The sequence below is a fragment of the Enterobacter sp. SENG-6 genome (genome assembly GCF_001605945.1).
Classification (GTDB): Bacteria; Pseudomonadota; Gammaproteobacteria; order Enterobacterales; family Enterobacteriaceae; genus Enterobacter; species Enterobacter cloacae.
Map to the genome: position 1 here is coordinate 31,113 of NZ_LOMM01000020.1, position 18,657 is coordinate 49,769.

At 55.5% G+C, this 18,657-nt stretch carries 16 protein-coding genes and 1 tRNA gene; 15 read left to right on the top strand and 2 right to left on the bottom strand.

Annotated elements, in window-relative coordinates:
• Positions 1-35: 35 nt before the first annotated feature.
• Positions 36-111 (top strand) — tRNA-Gly (locus AX755_RS11130).
• A gap of 270 nt (positions 112-381) precedes the next feature.
• Here the strand turns inward: AX755_RS11130 and queG are convergent.
• Positions 382-1,521: a tRNA epoxyqueuosine(34) reductase QueG gene (queG, locus tag AX755_RS11135; protein ID WP_062856760.1), complete on the bottom strand. Its 1,140-nt coding sequence runs from the start codon at positions 1,519-1,521 to the stop codon at positions 382-384.
• Here queG and nnr point away from each other — a divergent pair.
• The 14 genes from nnr to rlmB all read left to right on the top strand — a co-directional run bounded on the left by nnr (position 1,520) and on the right by rlmB (position 17,296).
• Entirely contained in the window at positions 1,520-3,043 is a 1,524-nt protein-coding gene (gene nnr / locus AX755_RS11140; RefSeq protein WP_062856761.1) for a bifunctional ADP-dependent NAD(P)H-hydrate dehydratase/NAD(P)H-hydrate epimerase, read from the top strand. The genes queG and nnr overlap by 2 nt on opposite strands.
• Complete coding sequence (gene tsaE, locus AX755_RS11145) at positions 3,036-3,497, top strand: tRNA (adenosine(37)-N6)-threonylcarbamoyltransferase complex ATPase subunit type 1 TsaE (RefSeq protein ID WP_013095283.1); 462 nt, start codon at positions 3,036-3,038, stop codon at positions 3,495-3,497. Before nnr ends, tsaE begins: the two co-directional genes overlap by 8 nt.
• Before the next feature lie 16 nt (positions 3,498-3,513).
• Positions 3,514-4,851, top strand: coding sequence for an N-acetylmuramoyl-L-alanine amidase AmiB (gene amiB / locus AX755_RS11150; RefSeq protein ID WP_038984057.1), 1,338 nt, complete (start codon positions 3,514-3,516; stop codon positions 4,849-4,851).
• Positions 4,852-4,860: 9 nt separating this feature from the next.
• Positions 4,861-6,705: a DNA mismatch repair endonuclease MutL gene (mutL, locus tag AX755_RS11155; protein WP_062856762.1), complete on the top strand. Its 1,845-nt coding sequence runs from the start codon at positions 4,861-4,863 to the stop codon at positions 6,703-6,705.
• Positions 6,698-7,648, top strand: coding sequence for a tRNA (adenosine(37)-N6)-dimethylallyltransferase MiaA (gene miaA, locus AX755_RS11160; RefSeq protein ID WP_020688973.1), 951 nt, complete (start codon positions 6,698-6,700; stop codon positions 7,646-7,648). Before mutL ends, miaA begins: the two co-directional genes overlap by 8 nt.
• Before the next feature lie 85 nt (positions 7,649-7,733).
• Positions 7,734-8,045, top strand: a complete 312-nt coding sequence (hfq, locus tag AX755_RS11165) for an RNA chaperone Hfq (RefSeq protein ID WP_013095287.1) — start codon at positions 7,734-7,736, stop codon at positions 8,043-8,045.
• A 74-nt stretch (positions 8,046-8,119) separates the two neighbouring features.
• Positions 8,120-9,400, top strand: a complete 1,281-nt coding sequence (gene hflX, locus AX755_RS11170) for a ribosome rescue GTPase HflX (protein ID WP_013095288.1) — start codon at positions 8,120-8,122, stop codon at positions 9,398-9,400.
• A gap of 56 nt (positions 9,401-9,456) precedes the next feature.
• Positions 9,457-10,716, top strand: a complete 1,260-nt coding sequence (gene hflK / locus AX755_RS11175) for an FtsH protease activity modulator HflK (protein ID WP_013095289.1) — start codon at positions 9,457-9,459, stop codon at positions 10,714-10,716.
• A 2-nt stretch (positions 10,717-10,718) separates the two neighbouring features.
• On the top strand, positions 10,719-11,723 hold the full coding sequence (gene hflC / locus AX755_RS11180; protein WP_013095290.1) for a protease modulator HflC: 1,005 nt from the start codon (positions 10,719-10,721) through the stop codon (positions 11,721-11,723).
• 71 nt (positions 11,724-11,794) lie between these two features.
• Complete coding sequence (locus AX755_RS11185) at positions 11,795-11,992, top strand: DUF2065 domain-containing protein (protein WP_013095291.1); 198 nt, start codon at positions 11,795-11,797, stop codon at positions 11,990-11,992.
• Between the two features lie 104 nt (positions 11,993-12,096).
• Positions 12,097-13,395 (top strand): adenylosuccinate synthase, encoded by a 1,299-nt coding sequence (locus AX755_RS11190; RefSeq protein ID WP_006178975.1) that lies wholly within the window; start codon positions 12,097-12,099, stop codon positions 13,393-13,395.
• Positions 13,396-13,588: 193 nt separating this feature from the next.
• Positions 13,589-14,014, top strand: coding sequence for a nitric oxide-sensing transcriptional repressor NsrR (gene nsrR / locus AX755_RS11195; protein ID WP_014830384.1), 426 nt, complete (start codon positions 13,589-13,591; stop codon positions 14,012-14,014).
• Between the two features lie 38 nt (positions 14,015-14,052).
• The gene (gene rnr / locus AX755_RS11200; RefSeq protein ID WP_013095293.1) at positions 14,053-16,494 is read left to right on the top strand and encodes a ribonuclease R; all 2,442 of its coding nucleotides are present in this window, start codon (positions 14,053-14,055) and stop codon (positions 16,492-16,494) included.
• A gap of 67 nt (positions 16,495-16,561) precedes the next feature.
• Complete coding sequence (rlmB, locus tag AX755_RS11205) at positions 16,562-17,296, top strand: 23S rRNA (guanosine(2251)-2'-O)-methyltransferase RlmB (RefSeq protein WP_013095294.1); 735 nt, start codon at positions 16,562-16,564, stop codon at positions 17,294-17,296.
• Positions 17,297-17,374: 78 nt separating this feature from the next.
• Here rlmB and AX755_RS11210 read toward each other — a convergent pair whose 3' ends face one another.
• Positions 17,375-18,649: an MFS transporter gene (locus AX755_RS11210; protein ID WP_013095295.1), complete on the bottom strand. Its 1,275-nt coding sequence runs from the start codon at positions 18,647-18,649 to the stop codon at positions 17,375-17,377.
• Positions 18,650-18,657: the final 8 nt, after the last annotated feature.

The window sequence follows — 18,657 nt, forward strand, 5'->3', positions numbered from 1 at the left end:
GTATCGCAAGATACGCACAGCTTCAGAACACCCAAGCGGGAATAGCTCAGTTGGTAGAGCACGACCTTGCCAAGGTCGGGGTCGCGAGTTCGAGTCTCGTTTCCCGCTCCAAATTCTTCTTGATATCAAAAATATCCACAGCGATAAAATGCGTTGGGGACGTTTTCTATTACTTCCGAAATACTCTTGTAAACAGAGTTATCCACAGATTTTGGGTATGACTGAAACCGTGTGAAAAGTTAGCAGGGTGAATAGTATCTCTGTAACTTGCTGTATATGCTTGAGAAAATTTGATTTCAAAATGTTTTTGAGATCACTTGACCTCATCTCCAGCCCTGATGCTGCTTGAGTTTGTAATTTTATTCACAGGCTGTGAATAGTTCACGCATCCCGCGGAAGCCCTTTTTCTATCACCCTCACCAGGCGTTGTTTTTGCGGTGGTTGCACCTCAACCACGCAGGCATTTCGCTTGTCGATTTGCTGCGCAATCGCCCACTCTATGTGTTCATCGAGAAGTGGGTGCTCACCTCTACGGCTCTCAAGCGCCCGGATATTCGCTTCATCCCACGGGGCATTTCCCAGCGCAACGGCGACATTACGCAGCCAGCGCAGATGGCCAATACGGCGAATGGCCGAACCTTCCGTCACTTTCAGGAACCAGGCTTCACTCCAGGCGAACAGTTCAATGAGCTGTGGCGCATGCAGCGCCTTACGCGGGCTAAAATCCTCTTCGTCCGTGAGCTGCGAGTAGCGGTTCCACGGGCAAATTAACTGGCAGTCGTCGCAGCCGTAGATGCGATTGCCAATAAGTGGCCGGAATTCTTCAGGGATCGCCCCTTCCAGTTCGATAGTGAGGTAAGAGATGCAGCGTCGGGCATCCACCGTATAGGGCTCAACGATAGCGCCGGTTGGGCAGATAGTCATACAGGCCACGCAGCGCCCACAGCCTTCTTCTACCGGGCCGTCTACCGGCAGCGGTAAATCAATCAGCAGTTCACCAAGGAAAAAGAACGATCCGGCGTCGCGGCTCAGAATAAGTGAGTGCTTACCAGTCCAGCCAAGCCCGGCTTTTTCAGCGATAGGGCGCTCAAGAACAGGCGCGGAGTCGACAAACGGTCTAAAATTCAGCGAAACACAGTGCTGCTGAATAGTTTCGCCGAGTTTTTTTAGTCGGTTACGCAGAAGCTTATGGTAATCACGCCCCAGGGCATACCGGCTAACGTAACCGAGAGAGGGATTTTTTAACGTACGCGCAAAAGCCGCGTTGGCGGGAAGATAATTCATGCGTACGCTGATAACGCGTAACGTACCCGGCAACAGCTCGTGTGGACGGGCCCGCATCATGCCATGACGCGCCATCCACTCCATTTCGCCGTGGTATTGTTTATCCAGCCAGGCCTGCAGTTTTGGCTCGCTGGCGGAGAGATCGGTGTCGGTGATCCCCACCTTCTGGAAGCCCAGTTCAGCACCCCACTGTTTTATTTTTTGCGCTAACTGATTGAGATCGAGGGGCTGTGACATGACGGACCATACTGTGAATAAAAACCCCGCAAGTATACCACATTCCATCTGGCATGCGGATGACCTCAGACGCGCCGAAAAAGAGGCCGCGGACAGTCTTGGCATTACCCTTTATGAACTCATGCAACGGGCGGGCGAGGCGGCATTCAACATTGCCCGCAGTGCGTATCCGCAATCCGGCCACTGGCTCATTTTATGCGGACACGGCAATAACGGCGGCGATGGTTACGTTGTCGCCCGGCTGGCGGTCGCGGCAGGTCTCCGCGTTACGTTACTGGCGCTGGAGAGCGATAAGCCGCTGCCGGAAGAAGCCAGCGCCGCGCGGGAAGCCTGGCTGAATGCAGGCGGAGTGATTCATGCATCCGATATCGTCTGGCCAGAGGATGTTGATCTGATTGTTGATGGTCTGCTGGGCACGGGGTTACGTAGTGCGCCCCGTGATAACGTAGCCGCTCTGATTGCGCGCGCCAATGCCCATACCGCGCCGGTGGTGGCACTGGATATTCCCTCTGGTCTGATGGCGGAAACCGGTGCGACACCGGGAGCGGTGATCCAGGCCACGCATACCGTCACGTTTATTGCCCTGAAGCCCGGGTTACTCACCGGGAAAGCGAGGGATGTGGTGGGCTCGTTGCATCATAACGCCCTGGGGCTGGAGAGCTGGCTTGCCGGGCAGGAGACACACCTTTCCCGCTTTGATGCGACTCAACTTAGCCACTGGTTGCCGCCGCGTCGGCCAACGTCGCACAAGGGCGACCACGGCAGGCTGGTCATCATTGGCGGCGATCACGGCACGGCCGGCGCTATCCGGATGACGGGGGAAGCTGCGTTGCGTAGCGGCGCGGGGCTGGTCCGGGTGCTGACGCGCAGTGAAAATATCCCGCCCATTATTACGGCCCGACCAGAGCTGATGGTGCATGAGCTTACGCCGCAGACCCTTGAAGAGAGTCTTGAGTGGGCGGATGTGGTGGTGATTGGCCCGGGACTCGGGCAACAGGCCTGGGGTAAGCAGGCTCTGCAAAAGGTCGAGAATTTTCGTAAACCGATGCTCTGGGATGCCGATGCGCTGAACCTTCTGGCAATCAACCCGGATAAGCGTCACAATCGCATCCTGACGCCACACCCCGGCGAAGCCGCGCGGCTGCTTAACTGCAGCGTGGCAGAAATTGAAAGCGATCGCTTACTTTCTGCTCGCCGTCTGGTAAAACGTTACGGAGGTGTTGCCGTTCTCAAAGGGGCGGGAACCGTCATCGCAAGCGATGAGGCACTGGGCATTATTGATGCCGGAAATGCGGGCATGGCGAGTGGCGGAATGGGCGATGTGCTTTCAGGCATCATCGGCGCATTGCTCGGGCAGAAACTTCCCCTTTATGATGCAGCCTGTGCCGGCTGCGTGGCTCACGGTGCGGCGGCTGACAGCCTGGCTGCACGGTATGGCACACGCGGTATGCTGGCCACCGATCTTTTTTGCACGCTGCGGCGTGTTGTTAACCCGGATGTGATTGACGTAGAAAATGACTAATCGAGCGATTCCTTTACCTGATGAACAAGCCACTTTAGAACTCGGCAAGCGCGTGGCGCAGGCCTGTCAGGGGGCGACTGTCATTTATCTTTATGGTGATTTAGGTGCGGGTAAAACCACCTTCAGCCGGGGTTTTTTGCAGGCGTTAGGCCATAACGGGAATGTGAAAAGCCCAACCTACACGCTGGTAGAACCGTACACTCTTGAAAATCTCATGGTGTATCACTTCGATTTATACCGACTTGCGGATCCTGAGGAGCTGGAATTTATGGGGATCCGTGATTATTTTGCCAATGATGCCATCTGCCTGGTGGAGTGGCCGCAACAAGGTGCGGGTGTGTTGCCTGACCCGGATGTCGAAATTCACTTAGATTACCAGGCACAAGGGCGTGAGGCGCGCATCAGTGCTGTTTCCTCATCAGGCAGTTCCTTACTGGCGCGTTTAGCCGGTTGAGCGTAGGGATGACGGGATGATAAATCACGTTAAAGGTTGGTTATTGGCTGCCACAGTGCTGCTGTGCGCGCAGGCTGGTGCGGCAAGCCTCTCGGATATTCAGGTGTCGAACGGGGAGAGTCAGGCCCGGATCACGTTCAGTTTTATGGGCGACCCTGAATATGCTTTTTCTCAACCAGACAGCCGCAGCGTGGCGCTGGATATCAAACAGACGGGTGTGATCCAGGGGTTGCCCTTGCAGTTCAGCGGTAACAACCTGGTCAAAAGTATTCGTTCCGGCACGCCAAAAGACAGTCAGTCATTGCGCCTGGTGGTCGATCTGACCGAAAAGGGTAAAACGCGGGCGGTGAAGCAGCAAAACGGCGCGAATTATACGGTGGTCTTTACCATCAATGCCGATGCGCCTCCGCCACCGCCACCGCCGCCGGTTGTGGCGAAACGGGTGGAAGAGCCGGTTTATACCCCGCGCCCGTCTGAACCTGCGCGTAATCCGTTTAAAACCGACAACGATCGCATCACCGGCGTCACCAGCAGTAATACCGTGACGCGCCCGGCGGCCAGCGCGCGTCGGGTGGTCAGCGGTGATAAAGTGATTATCGCCATTGATGCCGGTCATGGCGGGCAGGATCCTGGTGCAATTGGTCCAGGTGGTACGCGCGAGAAAAACGTGACCATCGCCATTGCCCGTAAGCTACGGACGCTGTTGAACGATGACCCGATGTTTAAAGGCGTATTGACCCGTGACGGCGATTACTTTATCTCCGTGATGGGACGCTCAGACGTGGCGCGTAAGCAAAATGCTAACTTCCTGGTTTCCATTCATGCGGATGCTGCGCCAAACCGTAACGCCACGGGGGCATCGGTGTGGGTGCTGTCAAACCGTCGGGCGAACAGTGAAATGGCTAACTGGCTTGAAGAGCATGAGAAGCAGTCCGAACTGTTGGGTGGTGCGGGCGATGTGCTGGCCAACAGCCAGTCTGACCCGTATCTCAGCCAGGCGGTGCTCGATTTACAGTTCGGTCATTCTCAGCGCGTCGGGTATGATGTCGCCACCAACGTACTGAATCAGCTGCAAGGCATCGGGGCATTGCATAAACGCCGTCCGGAGCATGCGAGCCTTGGGGTTCTGCGTTCGCCGGACATTCCATCGATCCTCGTGGAAACGGGCTTCATCAGTAATAACAGCGAAGAGCGTTTGCTGGGCAGCGACAGCTATCAGCAGCAAATTGCCGAAGCGATTTATAACGGTCTGCGTAAATATTTTGAGGCTCATCCGCTGCAGTCTGCGCCGCAGGGCGGTGCAGCCCAGACGGCCAGCGCCGTGCTGCCGGGTGAGATGACCGCGACCAACTAAGGAGAATTCATGCCGATTCAGGTTCTACCGCCGCAGCTTGCGAACCAAATCGCCGCCGGTGAGGTGGTGGAGCGCCCTGCGTCGGTGGTGAAGGAGCTGGTCGAAAACAGTCTTGATGCGGGAGCTACCCGCATCGATATTGATATCGAACGTGGTGGCGCAAAGCTGATTCGCATTCGGGACAACGGGTGCGGTATCAAAAAAGAGGAGCTGGCGCTGGCGCTGGCGCGTCACGCGACCAGTAAAATCGCCTCTCTGGACGACCTGGAAGCGATCATCAGCCTCGGGTTTCGCGGCGAGGCGCTGGCCAGTATCAGCTCGGTTTCCCGTTTAACGCTAACCTCCCGTACGGCCGAACAGCAGGAAGCCTGGCAGGCCTATGCCGAAGGGCGCGATATGGACGTCACGATTAAACCTGCGGCGCATCCTGTTGGCACGACGCTCGAAGTATTGGATCTCTTCTACAACACTCCCGCCCGCCGTAAGTTTATGCGCACCGAGAAGACCGAATTCGGTCATATCGATGAGATTATCCGCCGTATCGCGCTGGCGCGTTTCGATGTCACCATCAACCTCAGCCACAACGGCAAGGTGATGCGCCAGTACCGCGCAGTAGCGGAGGGCGGGCAGAAAGAGCGTCGTCTGGGGGCAATCTGCGGTACGCCGTTTCTGGAACAGGCGCTGGCCATTGAATGGCAGCACGGTGATTTGGCCTTACGCGGTTGGGTTGCCGACCCGAACGCCAGCAGCGCCGCCTTCGCGGAGATCCAGTATTGCTACGTTAACGGCCGCATGATGCGCGACCGTCTGATCAACCACGCCATTCGTCAGGCCTGTGAAGATAAGCTCGGCGCGGATCAGCAGCCTGCGTTTGTGCTTTATCTGGAAATCGACCCGCATCAGGTTGATGTTAACGTCCATCCTGCCAAGCATGAAGTTCGGTTCCATCAGTCGCGACTGGTGCACGATTTCATCTATCAGGGCGTGCTGAGCGTTTTGCAGCAGCAGGTTGAACCCACGCTGCCGCTGGAAAAAGAAGAGCCCGCTTCGCGTCCAATACCGGAAAACCGTGTTGCGGCGGGGCGTAACCATTTTGCCGAGCCCGCTGTCGCGCGTGAACCGGAAGCGCCACGTTTCTCGTCGGCAGGAAGCGCGCCGCGACCCACCGGTGCGAACTATCCCAACGCTCAGCCCGGCTATCAAAAGCAGCAGGGGGCGTTGTACCGTAAACTGCTGGAAACCCCCGCAGTCACGCGTAAAGAGCACAGTGAGGTACAAGCGCCTTCGCTGGAAGGGCATAGTCAGAGCTTTGGGCGGGTGCTGACGATTATTGCGCCGGATATGGCGTTACTCGAACGCGAGGGCAAGCTCATGCTCCTGGCCCTGCCGGTTGCTGAACGCTGGCTAAAACAGGTGCAGCTGACCCCGGGAGAAAACGCGGCTTGTGCGCAACCGCTTTTGATCCCGGTTCGACTAAAAATATCCACTGAAGAAACAAGGGTACTGCAGCGCGCAGAGGCCCAACTGGCGCAGATGGGGATTGAAATGGTACTGGAATCACAGCATGTGACAATTCGCGCAGTGCCTTTACCCTTACGCCAACAAAATTTACAAAACTTGATTCCTGAACTGATAGGCTACCTGGCGCAACAAACAACGTTTGATGCCGCCAACACTGCGCAGTGGATCGCCCGCCATTTGGCCAGTGATCATACACCGTGGAGTATGGCGCAGGCGATTAGCGTGCTGGCAGAGGTGGAACGCCTTTGCCCGCATCTGGTGAAAGCACCGCCGGGTGGATTATTACAACCTGTTGATTTACAAACGGCGATGACTGCCCTTAAAGATGATTGATGTCAGTAAGGCGAGCCTGCCTAAGGCGATTTTTTTGATGGGCCCTACGGCCTCCGGCAAAACGGCGTTAGCCATTGAGCTACGTAAAGTTTTGCCCGTAGAGTTGATTAGTGTCGATTCTGCCCTCATCTACCGAGGAATGGACATTGGCACGGCGAAGCCCGACGCAGCCGAACTGCGCGCGGCTCCGCATCGTTTGCTGGACATTCTCGACCCGGCGCAGGCCTACTCCGCAGCGGATTTTCGCCGCGATGCCTTAGCTGAGATGGCCGAGATAACGGCGGCGGGACGTATACCGCTGTTGGTTGGCGGCACCATGCTCTATTTCAAGGCGTTGCTGGAGGGGCTCTCTCCTCTGCCATCGGCGGACCCTGAAATAAGAGCAAAAATTGAACAGCAGGCGGCAGAGCAGGGATGGGACGTTTTGCATCAGCAACTGGCAGAGATTGACCCGGTTGCCGCAGCACGGATCCATCCAAATGATCCGCAAAGGCTTTCCCGGGCACTGGAAGTTTTTTTCATTTCGGGTAAAACTTTAACGGAACTGACGCAAACGTCAGGAGACGCTCTGCCGTATCAGGTGCATCAGTTCGCTATCGCCCCGGCGAGCCGTGAACTGCTCCATCAACGAATTGAGCAGCGTTTTCATCAGATGTTGGCTTCAGATTTTGAAGCAGAAGTGCGGGCGTTATTTGCCCGTGGAGATTTGCATACGGACATGCCTTCCGTTCGTTGTGTGGGATACCGCCAGATGTGGTCATATCTTGAAGGCGAGATTTCATATGATGAAATGGTTTATAGAGGTGTTTGCGCCACGAGACAGTTAGCGAAGCGCCAGATCACCTGGTTGCGCGGTTGGGAAGGGGTTCACTGGTTAGACAGCGAAAAACCGCAACAGGCGCTAAACGAAGTGATTGAGGTTATTGGTGATATCGCTCACTGAATGTGTACAATTGAGACGTATCGTGCGCAATTTTTCAGAATCGCAAGGTTCTAAGTACAAAACAAGCATATAAGGAAAAGATAGAATGGCTAAGGGGCAATCTTTACAAGATCCGTTCCTGAACGCATTGCGTCGGGAACGTGTTCCAGTTTCTATTTATTTGGTGAATGGTATTAAGCTGCAAGGTCAGATTGAGTCTTTCGATCAGTTCGTGATCCTGTTGAAAAACACGGTCAGCCAGATGGTCTACAAGCACGCTATTTCTACTGTTGTTCCGTCCCGTCCGGTATCTCATCACAGCAATAACGCTGGCGGCGGCACTGGTAGTAACTACCATCATGGCAGCAACGCGCAGGGTTCTTCTGCTCCTGCGCAGGACAGCGACGAGACCGAATAAGGTTTCGCACTGTTATCCACACGGGGAGCCAGGGATCCTGCGTTCCCCGCTGATATTTTTAGAGGGTTTTACGCTTGTTTGACCGTTATGATGCCGGTGAGCAGGCGGTGCTGGTACACATCTATTTTTCGCAAGACAAAGATATGGAAGACCTCCAGGAGTTTGAATCTCTGGTCTCTTCCGCCGGTGTCGAAGCAATGCAGGTGATTACCGGTAGCCGTAAAGCGCCGCACCCAAAGTATTTTGTTGGTGAAGGTAAAGCAGTAGAAATTGCGGATGCCGTAAAAGCAACCGGTGCGTCAGTCGTGTTGTTTGATCATGCGCTGTCTCCGGCTCAGGAGCGTAACCTGGAAGCGCTTTGCGAATGCCGTGTTATCGATCGCACGGGGTTGATTTTAGATATTTTTGCTCAGCGTGCACGTACCCACGAGGGTAAGCTGCAGGTTGAGCTGGCGCAGCTGCGCCATCTGGCCACGCGTCTTGTACGTGGCTGGACCCACCTTGAACGACAAAAAGGCGGGATTGGTTTGCGCGGTCCGGGTGAAACCCAGCTCGAAACCGACCGCCGTTTGCTGCGCGGCCGTATTACTCAGATCCTCTCTCGTCTGGAAAGAGTCGAGAAACAGCGTGAGCAGGGACGTCGGGCGCGTACGAAAGCCGACATCCCGACGGTGTCGCTGGTGGGGTATACCAACGCCGGTAAATCCACCCTGTTTAACCAGATTACCGAGGCCCAGGTCTATGCCGCAGACCAGCTGTTTGCGACCCTGGACCCGACGTTGCGTCGTATCGACGTGGCGGATGTGGGTGAAACCGTGCTGGCGGATACCGTAGGGTTTATCCGCCACCTGCCGCATGATCTGGTGGCCGCGTTTAAAGCCACCCTGCAGGAGACGCGTCAGGCGACCCTGCTGCTGCACGTGATTGATGCTGCAGATGTCCGCGTGCAGGAAAACATCGACGCGGTGAATGTGGTGCTCGAAGAGATCGAGGCCCACGAGATCCCAACGCTGTTGGTGATGAACAAGATCGACATGCTGGATGATTTTGAGCCGCGTATCGATCGTGATGAAGAGAACAAACCAATTCGGGTCTGGCTTTCCGCCCAGACCGGTATTGGCGTGCCACTGCTTTTCCAGGCTTTGACAGAACGTCTTTCCGGTGAGGTAGCCCAGCACACGCTGCGACTGCCACCACAGGAAGGCAGGCTGCGCAGCCGGTTTTATCAGCTTCAGGCGATAGAAAAAGAGTGGATGGAGGATGACGGCAGCGTGGGGATGCAGGTGCGTATGCCGATCGTTGACTGGCGTCGCCTCTGTAAACAAGAACCTGCGCTGGTCGACTATATCGTCTGATCGGAAAGGGGATGCCTGAATAATTCGCCCTTGCATAACAAATATGGAGCATATACATGGCGTGGAATCAGCCCGGTAATAACGGACAGGACCGCGACCCGTGGGGAAGCAGCAATAATCAAGGCGGCAACTCTGGGGGAAATGGCAACAAAGGTGGTCGCGATCAGGGGCCGCCGGATCTGGATGATATCTTCCGCAAGCTAAGCAAGAAGCTTGGTGGGCTTGGTGGAGGAAAAGGGTCTGGCTCGGGTGGCAATTCTACCCAGGGCCCGCGCCCGCAAATGGGTGGTCGCATCGTGGGCATTGTGGCCGCTGCCGTGGTCATCATCTGGGCTGCCAGCGGGTTCTACACCATTAAAGAAGCCGAGCGCGGCGTGGTCACCCGTTTTGGTAAGTTCAGCCATCTGGTTGAGCCGGGCCTGAACTGGAAACCGACCTTCATTGACGACGTCACTGCTGTGAACGTGGAGTCGGTGCGTGAGCTGGCCGCTTCCGGCGTGATGCTGACCTCTGATGAGAACGTAGTGCGCGTTGAGATGAACGTGCAATATCGTGTTACGGACCCAGAACGTTATCTGTTTAGCGTGACCAGTGCCGATGACAGCCTGCGTCAGGCGACCGACAGCGCCTTGCGTGGCGTGATCGGTAAATACACCATGGACCGCATTCTGACTGAAGGTCGTACCGTTATTCGTAGCGATACCCAGCGTGAGCTGGAAGAGACCATTCGTCCGTACAACATGGGTATCACCCTGCTGGACGTCAACTTCCAGGCTGCTCGTCCGCCGGAAGAGGTGAAAGCCGCGTTTGATGACGCGATTGCCGCGCGTGAGAACGAACAGCAGTACATCCGTGAAGCGGAAGCGTACGCCAACGAAGTTCAGCCACGTGCTAACGGTCAGGCGCAGCGTATTCTTGAAGAAGCACGCGCGTATAAGACCCAGACCATCCTGGAAGCGCAGGGTGAAGTGGCACGTTTCGCGAAAATCCTGCCGGAATATAAAGCGGCTCCGGAAATTACCCGCGAGCGTCTCTATATCGAAACCATGGAAAAAGTGCTGAGCCATACACGTAAAGTGCTGGTTAACGACAGCAAAGGTGGAAACCTGATGGTACTGCCGCTGGATCAGATGCTGAAAGGCGGTTCTGCACCGGCAGCAAAAGACAACAGCGGTGCGAATAACCTGCTGCGTCTGCCACCTGCATCGTCCGGTAGCTCCAGCGCAACAACCACGCCTTCTTCGAACGATGGTGACATTATGGACCAACGCCGTGCTAACGCGCAGCGTAACGACTACCAGCGTCAGGGGGAATAAGGATGCGTAAGTCAGTTATTGCGATCATCGTCATCGTACTGGTCGTACTTTATACCTCTATCTTTGTGGTGAAAGAGGGCGAGCGCGGGATTAAGTTCCAGTTCAGCAGCGTCGTCCGTGACAGTGACAAGCGTCCGGTGATTTATGAGCCGGGTCTGCACTTCAAGGTTCCTTTTATCCAGTCAGTGAAGACGCTTGATGCGCGTATCCAGACCATGGATAACCAGGCCGACCGTTTCGTGACCAAAGAGAAGAAAGACCTGATCGTTGACTCTTATATCAAGTGGCGTATCAGTGATTTCAGCCGTTACTTCCTGGCAACGGGCGGCGGTGATGTTTCTCAGGCGGAAGTGCTGTTGAAACGTAAATTCTCTGACCGTCTGCGTTCTGAGATTGGTCGTCTGGATGTGAAAGACATCGTGACCGACTCTCGTGGTCGTCTGACGCTGGAAGTGCGCGATGCGCTGAACTCCGGCACCGCGGGTACGGAAGACGAAGTTGAAACGCCAGCAGCGGACGATGCAATTGCTAAAGCGGCGGAACGTGTTCAGGCTGAAACCAATGGTAAAGTGCCTGTAATCAACCCGAACAGTATGGCTGCGCTGGGTATCGAAGTGGTGGATGTGCGTATTAAGCAGATCAACCTGCCGGCGGAAGTGTCTGAGGCGATCTATAACCGTATGCGCGCCGAGCGTGAAGCGGTAGCCCGTCGTCACCGTTCACAGGGTCAGGAAGAAGCGGAAAAACTGCGTGCAGCCGCGGACTACGAAGTGACCAAGACGCTGGCGGAATCTGAGCGTCAGGGCCGTATCCTGCGTGGTGAAGGTGATGCGGAAGCCGCGAAACTGTTCGCCGATGCGTTTAGCCAGGATCCAGACTTCTACGCCTTTATCCGTAGCCTGCGTGCTTACGAGAATAGCTTCCAGAGCAACCAGGATGTGATGGTGCTCAGCCCGGACAGCGATTTCTTCCGTTATATGAAGACGCCGACTAACGCAACGCGATAAACTCAGTCTCGTTTGAGTATTCAAACCACCGCTCTTAACGGAGCGGTGGTTTTCTTTTATAAGGATTAAAAATGAATTCAACGATCTGGCTGGCACTGGCGCTGGTTTTAGTCCTGGAAGGCCTGGGCCCGATGCTCTATCCGCGCGCCTGGCGTCGCATGATCGCCACCCTGAGCCAGTTGCCGGATAATATTTTGCGCCGATTCGGCGGCGGTCTTGTGGTTGCTGGCATTGTTATCTACTACATGTTGAGGAAAACGATTGGCTGATCAAAAAGTGATCGGTTTTGGCATATTTTGGGGTCAAAAAGTGCTGTATATCTGAAAAAGCGATGGTAGAATCCATTTTTAAGCAAACGGTGATTTTGAAAAAAATGGGTAACAACGTCGTCGTACTGGGCACCCAATGGGGTGACGAAGGTAAAGGGAAGATTGTTGATCTTCTGACTGAACGGGCTAAATATGTTGTACGCTACCAGGGCGGTCACAACGCAGGCCATACTCTCGTAATCAACGGTGAAAAAACCGTCCTCCATCTTATTCCATCAGGCATTCTCCGCGAAAACGTCACCAGCATCATCGGTAACGGCGTAGTGCTGTCTCCGGCTGCGCTGATGAAAGAGATGAAAGGTCTGGAAGACCGTGGTATCCCGGTTCGCGAGCGTCTGCTGCTCTCCGAAGCCTGCCCGCTGATCCTTGATTATCACGTGGCACTGGACGTTGCGCGTGAAAAAGCGCGTGGCGCGAAAGCGATCGGCACCACCGGTCGTGGTATCGGCCCGGCTTATGAAGACAAAGTGGCTCGTCGCGGTCTGCGCGTGGGCGACCTGTTCGATAAAGCCACCTTCGCTGAAAAACTGAAAGAAGTGATGGAATATCACAACTTCCAGTTGGTGAACTTCTACAAAGCAGACGCTGTTGACTACCAGAAAGTGCTGGATGATGTCATGGCGATTGCTGATATTCTGACCGGCATGGTAGTTGATGTGTCCGATCTGCTGGACCAGGCGCGCAAGCGTGGCGATTTCGTCATGTTCGAAGGTGCGCAGGGTACGCTGCTGGATATCGACCACGGTACCTATCCGTACGTAACTTCCTCTAACACCACCGCAGGTGGCGTGGCGACCGGCTCTGGCCTGGGTCCACGTTATGTGGATTACGTTCTGGGCATCATCAAAGCGTACTCCACTCGCGTGGGTGCGGGTCCATTCCCGACCGAACTGTTTGATGAAACCGGCGAGTTCCTGTGCAAGCAGGGTAACGAGTTTGGCGCGACCACCGGTCGTCGTCGTCGTACCGGCTGGCTGGATGCAGTGGCTGTGCGTCGTGCAGTGCAGATCAACTCCCTGTCTGGCTTCTGCCTGACCAAACTGGACGTCCTGGACGGCCTGAAAGAGGTGAAAATCTGCGTCGGCTACCGCATGCCAGATGGCCGTGAAGTGACCACCACTCCGCTGGCTGCTGACGACTGGGAAGGTATCGAGCCAATCTACGAAACCATGCCAGGCTGGTCTGAGACCACTTTCGGTGTGAAAGAGCGTAGCGGCCTGCCACAGGCAGCGCTGGATTACATCAAGCGCATTGAAGAACTGACCGAAGTGCCGATCGACATTATCTCTACCGGCCCGGATCGTACTGAAACGATGATTCTGCGCGACCCGTTCGACGCATAATCTTCGTGACTGCTGGCCTGCGGGGAAACCCGTAGGCCGGATAAGCGTAGCGCCATCCGGCGACCGCTCCTGGATATCCGCTTTTTCGCCCCGTCTGTCAAATAAATTAGCCCCTAACTATCTGGCTGGTTTATCATCATTAATGAATATCTCTGCGGTTTTACCGCGTTTTCCCTTTTTTCCTGAGGTTGATGTGCAGTTAACAAGTTTCACCGATTACGGCTTACGCGCGCTAATCTACATGGCGTCGTTACCCGATGGGAAAATGACCAGTATCTCTGAAGTGACAGAGGTCTACGGCGTGTCCCGTAATCATATGGTCAAAATAATCAATCAACTTAGTCGTGCCGGATACGTTGCTGCCGTCCGCGGGAAAAATGGTGGGATCCGTCTCGGTAAACCGGCGCAAAGTATTCGTATTGGGGATGTGGTGCGTGAACTGGAGCCCTTGTCTCTGGTGAACTGCAGCAGCGAGTTCTGCCACATTACACCCGCTTGTCGCCTGAAACAGGCGCTTTCTCTGGCCGTGCAAAGTTTTCTTAAGGAACTGGATAACTACACGCTGGCCGATTTGGTTGAAGAGAATCAACCGCTTTATAAATTATTGCTGGTGGAATGAAGAAAATTTCCACCGGAGCTGACAACGGAGGAACCGATATGTCACATGATCCTTTCCAGGAACGCGAAGCTGAAAAATACGCGAATCCTATCCCCAGCCGCGAGTTCATCATTGAACACTTAACAAAACGCGAAAAACCCGCCAATCGTGAAGAACTTGCTGTTGAATTAAACATTGAAGGTGAAGAGCAAACTGAAGCCCTTCGCCGCCGCCTGCGCGCCATGGAGCGCGACGGGCAATTGGTCTTTACCCGCCGCCAGTGCTATGCGCTGCCAGAACGCCTCGACCTGTTGAAAGGGACCGTCATTGGTCACCGCGACGGTTACGGTTTTCTGCGCGTAGAGGGCCGCAAAGACGACCTCTACCTCTCATCCGAACAGATGAAGATGTGTATTCACGGCGACCAGATCCTGGCGCAACCGCTGGGTGCCGATCGTAAAGGCCGTCGCGAAGCACGCGTAGTTCGCGTGCTGGTGCCAAAAACCAGCCAGATCGTTGGCCGCTACTTTACCGATGCCGGTGTAGGCTTTGTGGTACCGGATGACAGCCGTCTGAGCTTCGATATTCTGATCCCGCCTGAAGAGGTGATGGGCGCGCGCATGGGCTTTGTGGTAGTAGTGGAGCTTACCCAACGTCCAACGCGTCGCACCAAAGCGGTAGGTAAAATCGTCGAAGTGCTGGGCGATAACATGGGTACCGGCATGGCTGTTGATATGGCCCTGCGTACGCATGAGATCCCTTACATCTGGCCAAAAGCGGTTGAAGAGCAGATTGTGGGTCTGAAGGAAGAGGTGCCGGAAGAGTCCAAAGCGGGACGCGTGGATCTCCGCAGTTTGCCGCTGGTCACCATTGATGGTGAAGATGCCCGCGACTTCGATGACGCCGTATACTGCGAGAAAAAACGCGGTGGCGGCTGGCGTCTGTGGGTTGCTATCGCCGACGTGAGCTATTACGTTCGTCCCCACACGCCGCTCGATAACGAAGCGCGCAGCCGTGGTACGTCGGTTTACTTCCCGTCTCAGGTGGTACCGATGCTGCCGGAAGTGCTTTCCAACGGCCTCTGTTCCCTGAACCCGCAGGTTGATCGCCTGTGTATGGTTTGCGAGATGACCATCTCCAGTAAAGGTCGCTTAACCGGTTATAAATTCTACGAAGCGGTAATGAGCTCCCATGCGCGTCTGACCTATACCAAGGTCTGGCATATGCTGCAGGGCGATCAGGATCTGCGTGAACAGTATGCGCCGCTGGTGAAGCACATCGAAGAGTTGCATAACCTCTACAAAACGCTGGATCAGGCGCGTGAAGAGCGTGGCGGGATCTCGTTTGAGAGCGAAGAGGCGAAGTTCATTTTCAACGCTGAACGCCGCATTGAGCGTATTGAACAGACCCAGCGTAACGATGCGCATAAGCTGATCGAAGAGTGTATGATCCTGGCGAACATCTCGGCGGCCCGTTTTGTCGAGAAAGCTAAAGAGCCGGCGCTGTTCCGTATCCACGATAAACCGTCGACGGAAGCCATTACTGCGTTCCGCTCCGTACTGGCTGAACTCGGTCTGGAGCTGCCTGGCGGTAACAAGCCAGAGCCGCGCGACTATGCTGAGCTACTGGAATCCATTGGCGATCGTCCGGATGCAGAAATGCTGCAGACCATGCTGCTGCGCTCCATGAAGCAGGCGATTTACGACCCGGAAAACCGGGGTCACTTCGGTCTGGCGCTGCAGTCTTACGCGCACTTTACGTCGCCGATCCGCCGTTATCCGGACCTGTCTTTACACCGTGCGATCAAGTATCTGCTGGCGCAGGAGCAGGGCCATAAAGGGAACACGACTGAAACCGGCGGGTACCACTATTCAATGGAAGAGATGCTGCAGCTTGGCCAGCACTGTTCCATGACCGAACGCCGTGCCGATGAAGCGACGCGCGAAGTCTCTGACTGGCTGAAATGCGACTTTATGCTGGATCAGGTCGGTAACATTTTCAAAGGTGTTATCGCCAGCGTGACCGGGTTTGGTTTCTTTGTTCGCCTTGACGAGCTGTTTATCGACGGTCTGGTGCATGTCTCCAGCCTCGATAACGACTATTACCGTTTCGACCAGGTTGGACAGCGCCTGATTGGTGAATCGGGTGGACAGACCTATCGCCTTGGCGACCGGGTGGAAGTCAAAGTCGAAGCCGTCAACATGGACGAGCGTAAGATTGACTTCAGTCTGATCTCCAGCGAGCGCGCGCCGCGCAACGTAGGTAAAACCGCGCGTGAGAAGGCGAAAAAAGGCGGTAACGGCAACGCGAGCGGCAAACGTCGTCAGGCGGGTAAGAAAGTGAACTTCGAGCCAGACAGCGCCTTCCGCGGTGAGAAAAAGCAGAAGCCAAAAGCGGCGAAGAAAGAGGCTCGCAAGGCGAAAAAGCCGTCCGCGAAAACGCAGAAAATTGCTGCTGCGACCAAAGCGAAGCGCGCAGCGAAGAAACAGCAGGCGGAGTAAATTCTCCCCTCACCCTGACCCTCTCCCCACTGGGGAGAGGGGGAAATACCTTTTATGAGAATCATCAATGAGTGAAATGATTTACGGCATCCACGCGGTGCAGGCCCTGCTGGAGCGCGCACCGGAGCGTTTTCAGGAAGTGTTCATTCTGAAAGGGCGTGAAGACAAACGTCTGATGCCGCTGATCCACGCGCTGGAAGCGCAGGGCGTGGTGATCCAGCTGGCCAACCGCCAGTTCCTGGATGAGAAAAGTGAAGGCGCGGTTCACCAGGGGATTATTGCCCGCGTGAAGCCAGGCCGTCAGTATCAGGAAAACGATCTGCCGGATTTGATCGCTGCACTGGATAACCCGTTCTTCCTGATCCTTGATGGCGTGACCGATCCGCACAACCTCGGCGCGTGCCTGCGCAGCGCCGATGCGGCGGGCGTGCACGCGGTGATCGTACCGAAAGATCGTTCTGCACAACTGAACGCAACGGCGAAGAAAGTGGCCTGCGGTGCAGCAGAAAACGTTCCGCTGATCCGCGTCACCAACCTGGCGCGCACCATGCGTATGCTGCAGGAAGAGAATATCTGGATCGTCGGTACCGCCGGTGAAGCGGATCATACCCTGTATCAGAGCAAAATGACCGGCCGTCTGGCGCTGGTGATGGGTGCGGAAGGTGAAGGCATGCGTCGCCTGACGCGTGAGCACTGCGACGAGCTGATCAGCATCCCGATGGCGGGCAGCGTGTCGTCTCTGAACGTTTCTGTTGCAACGGGTATTTGCCTGTTTGAAGCGGTACGTCAGCGCGGCGAATAAACAGCAAGGCCGTCCTGTGGACGGCCTTTTGTGTTTTATCTCTCTCCCGGTGGGTGAGGGCACCAGACGGTGACAGCCTTACTCCTCCAACGTCCGCAAATGGTCATCCTTCCTGAGCGTCATCAGCGCCACAATACTCACCACCGCCGTCGCCATGACGTAATATGCCGGAATGTCGAGGTTTCCCGTCTCCTTAATCAACCCGGTAATAATAAGCCCCGCACACCCCGAGAAAATGGCATTCGACAAGGAATACGCCAGACCAAGCCCGGTATAGCGTACACGCGTCGGGAACATCTCTGAGAGCATTGCCGGCCCTGGACCTGCCAGCATGCCCACCAGACCGCCAGCTATCAATACCACGATCGCTTTCACCGCCAGGGTACTGGACTCCGCCTGCAGAATTTTCAGCAGCGGCAGGGCGAGGATCAGCAGTAACGCGGTGGCGATAATCATCACCGTGCGGCGGCCAATCCTGTCGCTCAGGATCCCCGACGGAATAATGGTGAGCGCAAAGCCGACATTCGAAATCACGGCTATCAACAGTGCCTGGTTAAATCCGGTGTGCAGTGCCGATTGCAGATAGGTTGGCATAATCACCAGATAGGTATATCCCGCCGCCGACCAGACCATCACCCGGCCAATTCCCATCACGATCGCTTTAATTGTTGCGACGGTACTGGCCTGCGCGATCAGCGGTTTTTCCTGCTGCTGCACGAAGCTCGGCGTCTCTTCCATACTCACCCGCAACCAGAGCGCCACCACCCCCATAGGCAGGGCCAGGAAAAATGGGATACGCCAGCCCCAGTCATGCAGGGCTTCCGGTGTCAGTAAGGCAGAAAGCAAGGCGACAATACCCGCGCCCGCTAATAGCCCCAGCGCCACCGTGAACGATTGCCATGCGCCATACAGACCACGTTTACCGCGTGGTGCAAATTCCGTCATCAAGGAAACCGCACCACCGTACTCACCCCCCGCGAACAATCCCTGCAGGATGCGCAGCAACGTAACGATCAGCGGCGCAGCGATACCGATGCTGGCATAGACTGGCACAACACCGATGGCGGCGGTGGCGAGCGTCATCAGCACCAGCACAATAATCAGCGTCGGTTTGCGGCCAATCCGGTCGCCGATGCGGCCAAACACCACCGCCCCCAGCGGACGGAAGAAGAAAGCGATGGCAAATGAGGCATAGGTGAGGATCAGGCTGGTCAGCCCCGACTCGCCTTCAAGCTGGAAGAAGTTTTTCGCAATCACGGTGGCCAGAAAGCCGTAGACCGCAAACTCATACCACTCGATGAAATTACCAATGGAGCCTGCAATTAACGCACGCTTATGCGCATTCGGTTGCATAACTTTCC

Coding starts and splice junctions, on each gene's coding strand:
- queG (WP_062856760.1), bottom strand. CDS start 1,521: ATGTCACAGCCCCTCGATCTCAATCAGTTAGCGCAAAAAATAAAACAG.
- rnr (WP_013095293.1), top strand. CDS start 14,053: ATGTCACATGATCCTTTCCAGGAACGCGAAGCTGAAAAATACGCGAAT.
- hflC (WP_013095290.1), top strand. CDS start 10,719: ATGCGTAAGTCAGTTATTGCGATCATCGTCATCGTACTGGTCGTACTT.
- mutL (WP_062856762.1), top strand. CDS start 4,861: ATGCCGATTCAGGTTCTACCGCCGCAGCTTGCGAACCAAATCGCCGCC.
- AX755_RS11210 (WP_013095295.1), bottom strand. CDS start 18,649: ATGCAACCGAATGCGCATAAGCGTGCGTTAATTGCAGGCTCCATTGGT.
- hfq (WP_013095287.1), top strand. CDS start 7,734: ATGGCTAAGGGGCAATCTTTACAAGATCCGTTCCTGAACGCATTGCGT.
- tsaE (WP_013095283.1), top strand. CDS start 3,036: ATGACTAATCGAGCGATTCCTTTACCTGATGAACAAGCCACTTTAGAA.
- AX755_RS11190 (WP_006178975.1), top strand. CDS start 12,097: ATGGGTAACAACGTCGTCGTACTGGGCACCCAATGGGGTGACGAAGGT.
- hflK (WP_013095289.1), top strand. CDS start 9,457: ATGGCGTGGAATCAGCCCGGTAATAACGGACAGGACCGCGACCCGTGG.
- AX755_RS11185 (WP_013095291.1), top strand. CDS start 11,795: ATGAATTCAACGATCTGGCTGGCACTGGCGCTGGTTTTAGTCCTGGAA.
- nnr (WP_062856761.1), top strand. CDS start 1,520: ATGACGGACCATACTGTGAATAAAAACCCCGCAAGTATACCACATTCC.
- miaA (WP_020688973.1), top strand. CDS start 6,698: ATGATTGATGTCAGTAAGGCGAGCCTGCCTAAGGCGATTTTTTTGATG.
- rlmB (WP_013095294.1), top strand. CDS start 16,562: ATGAGTGAAATGATTTACGGCATCCACGCGGTGCAGGCCCTGCTGGAG.
- amiB (WP_038984057.1), top strand. CDS start 3,514: ATGATAAATCACGTTAAAGGTTGGTTATTGGCTGCCACAGTGCTGCTG.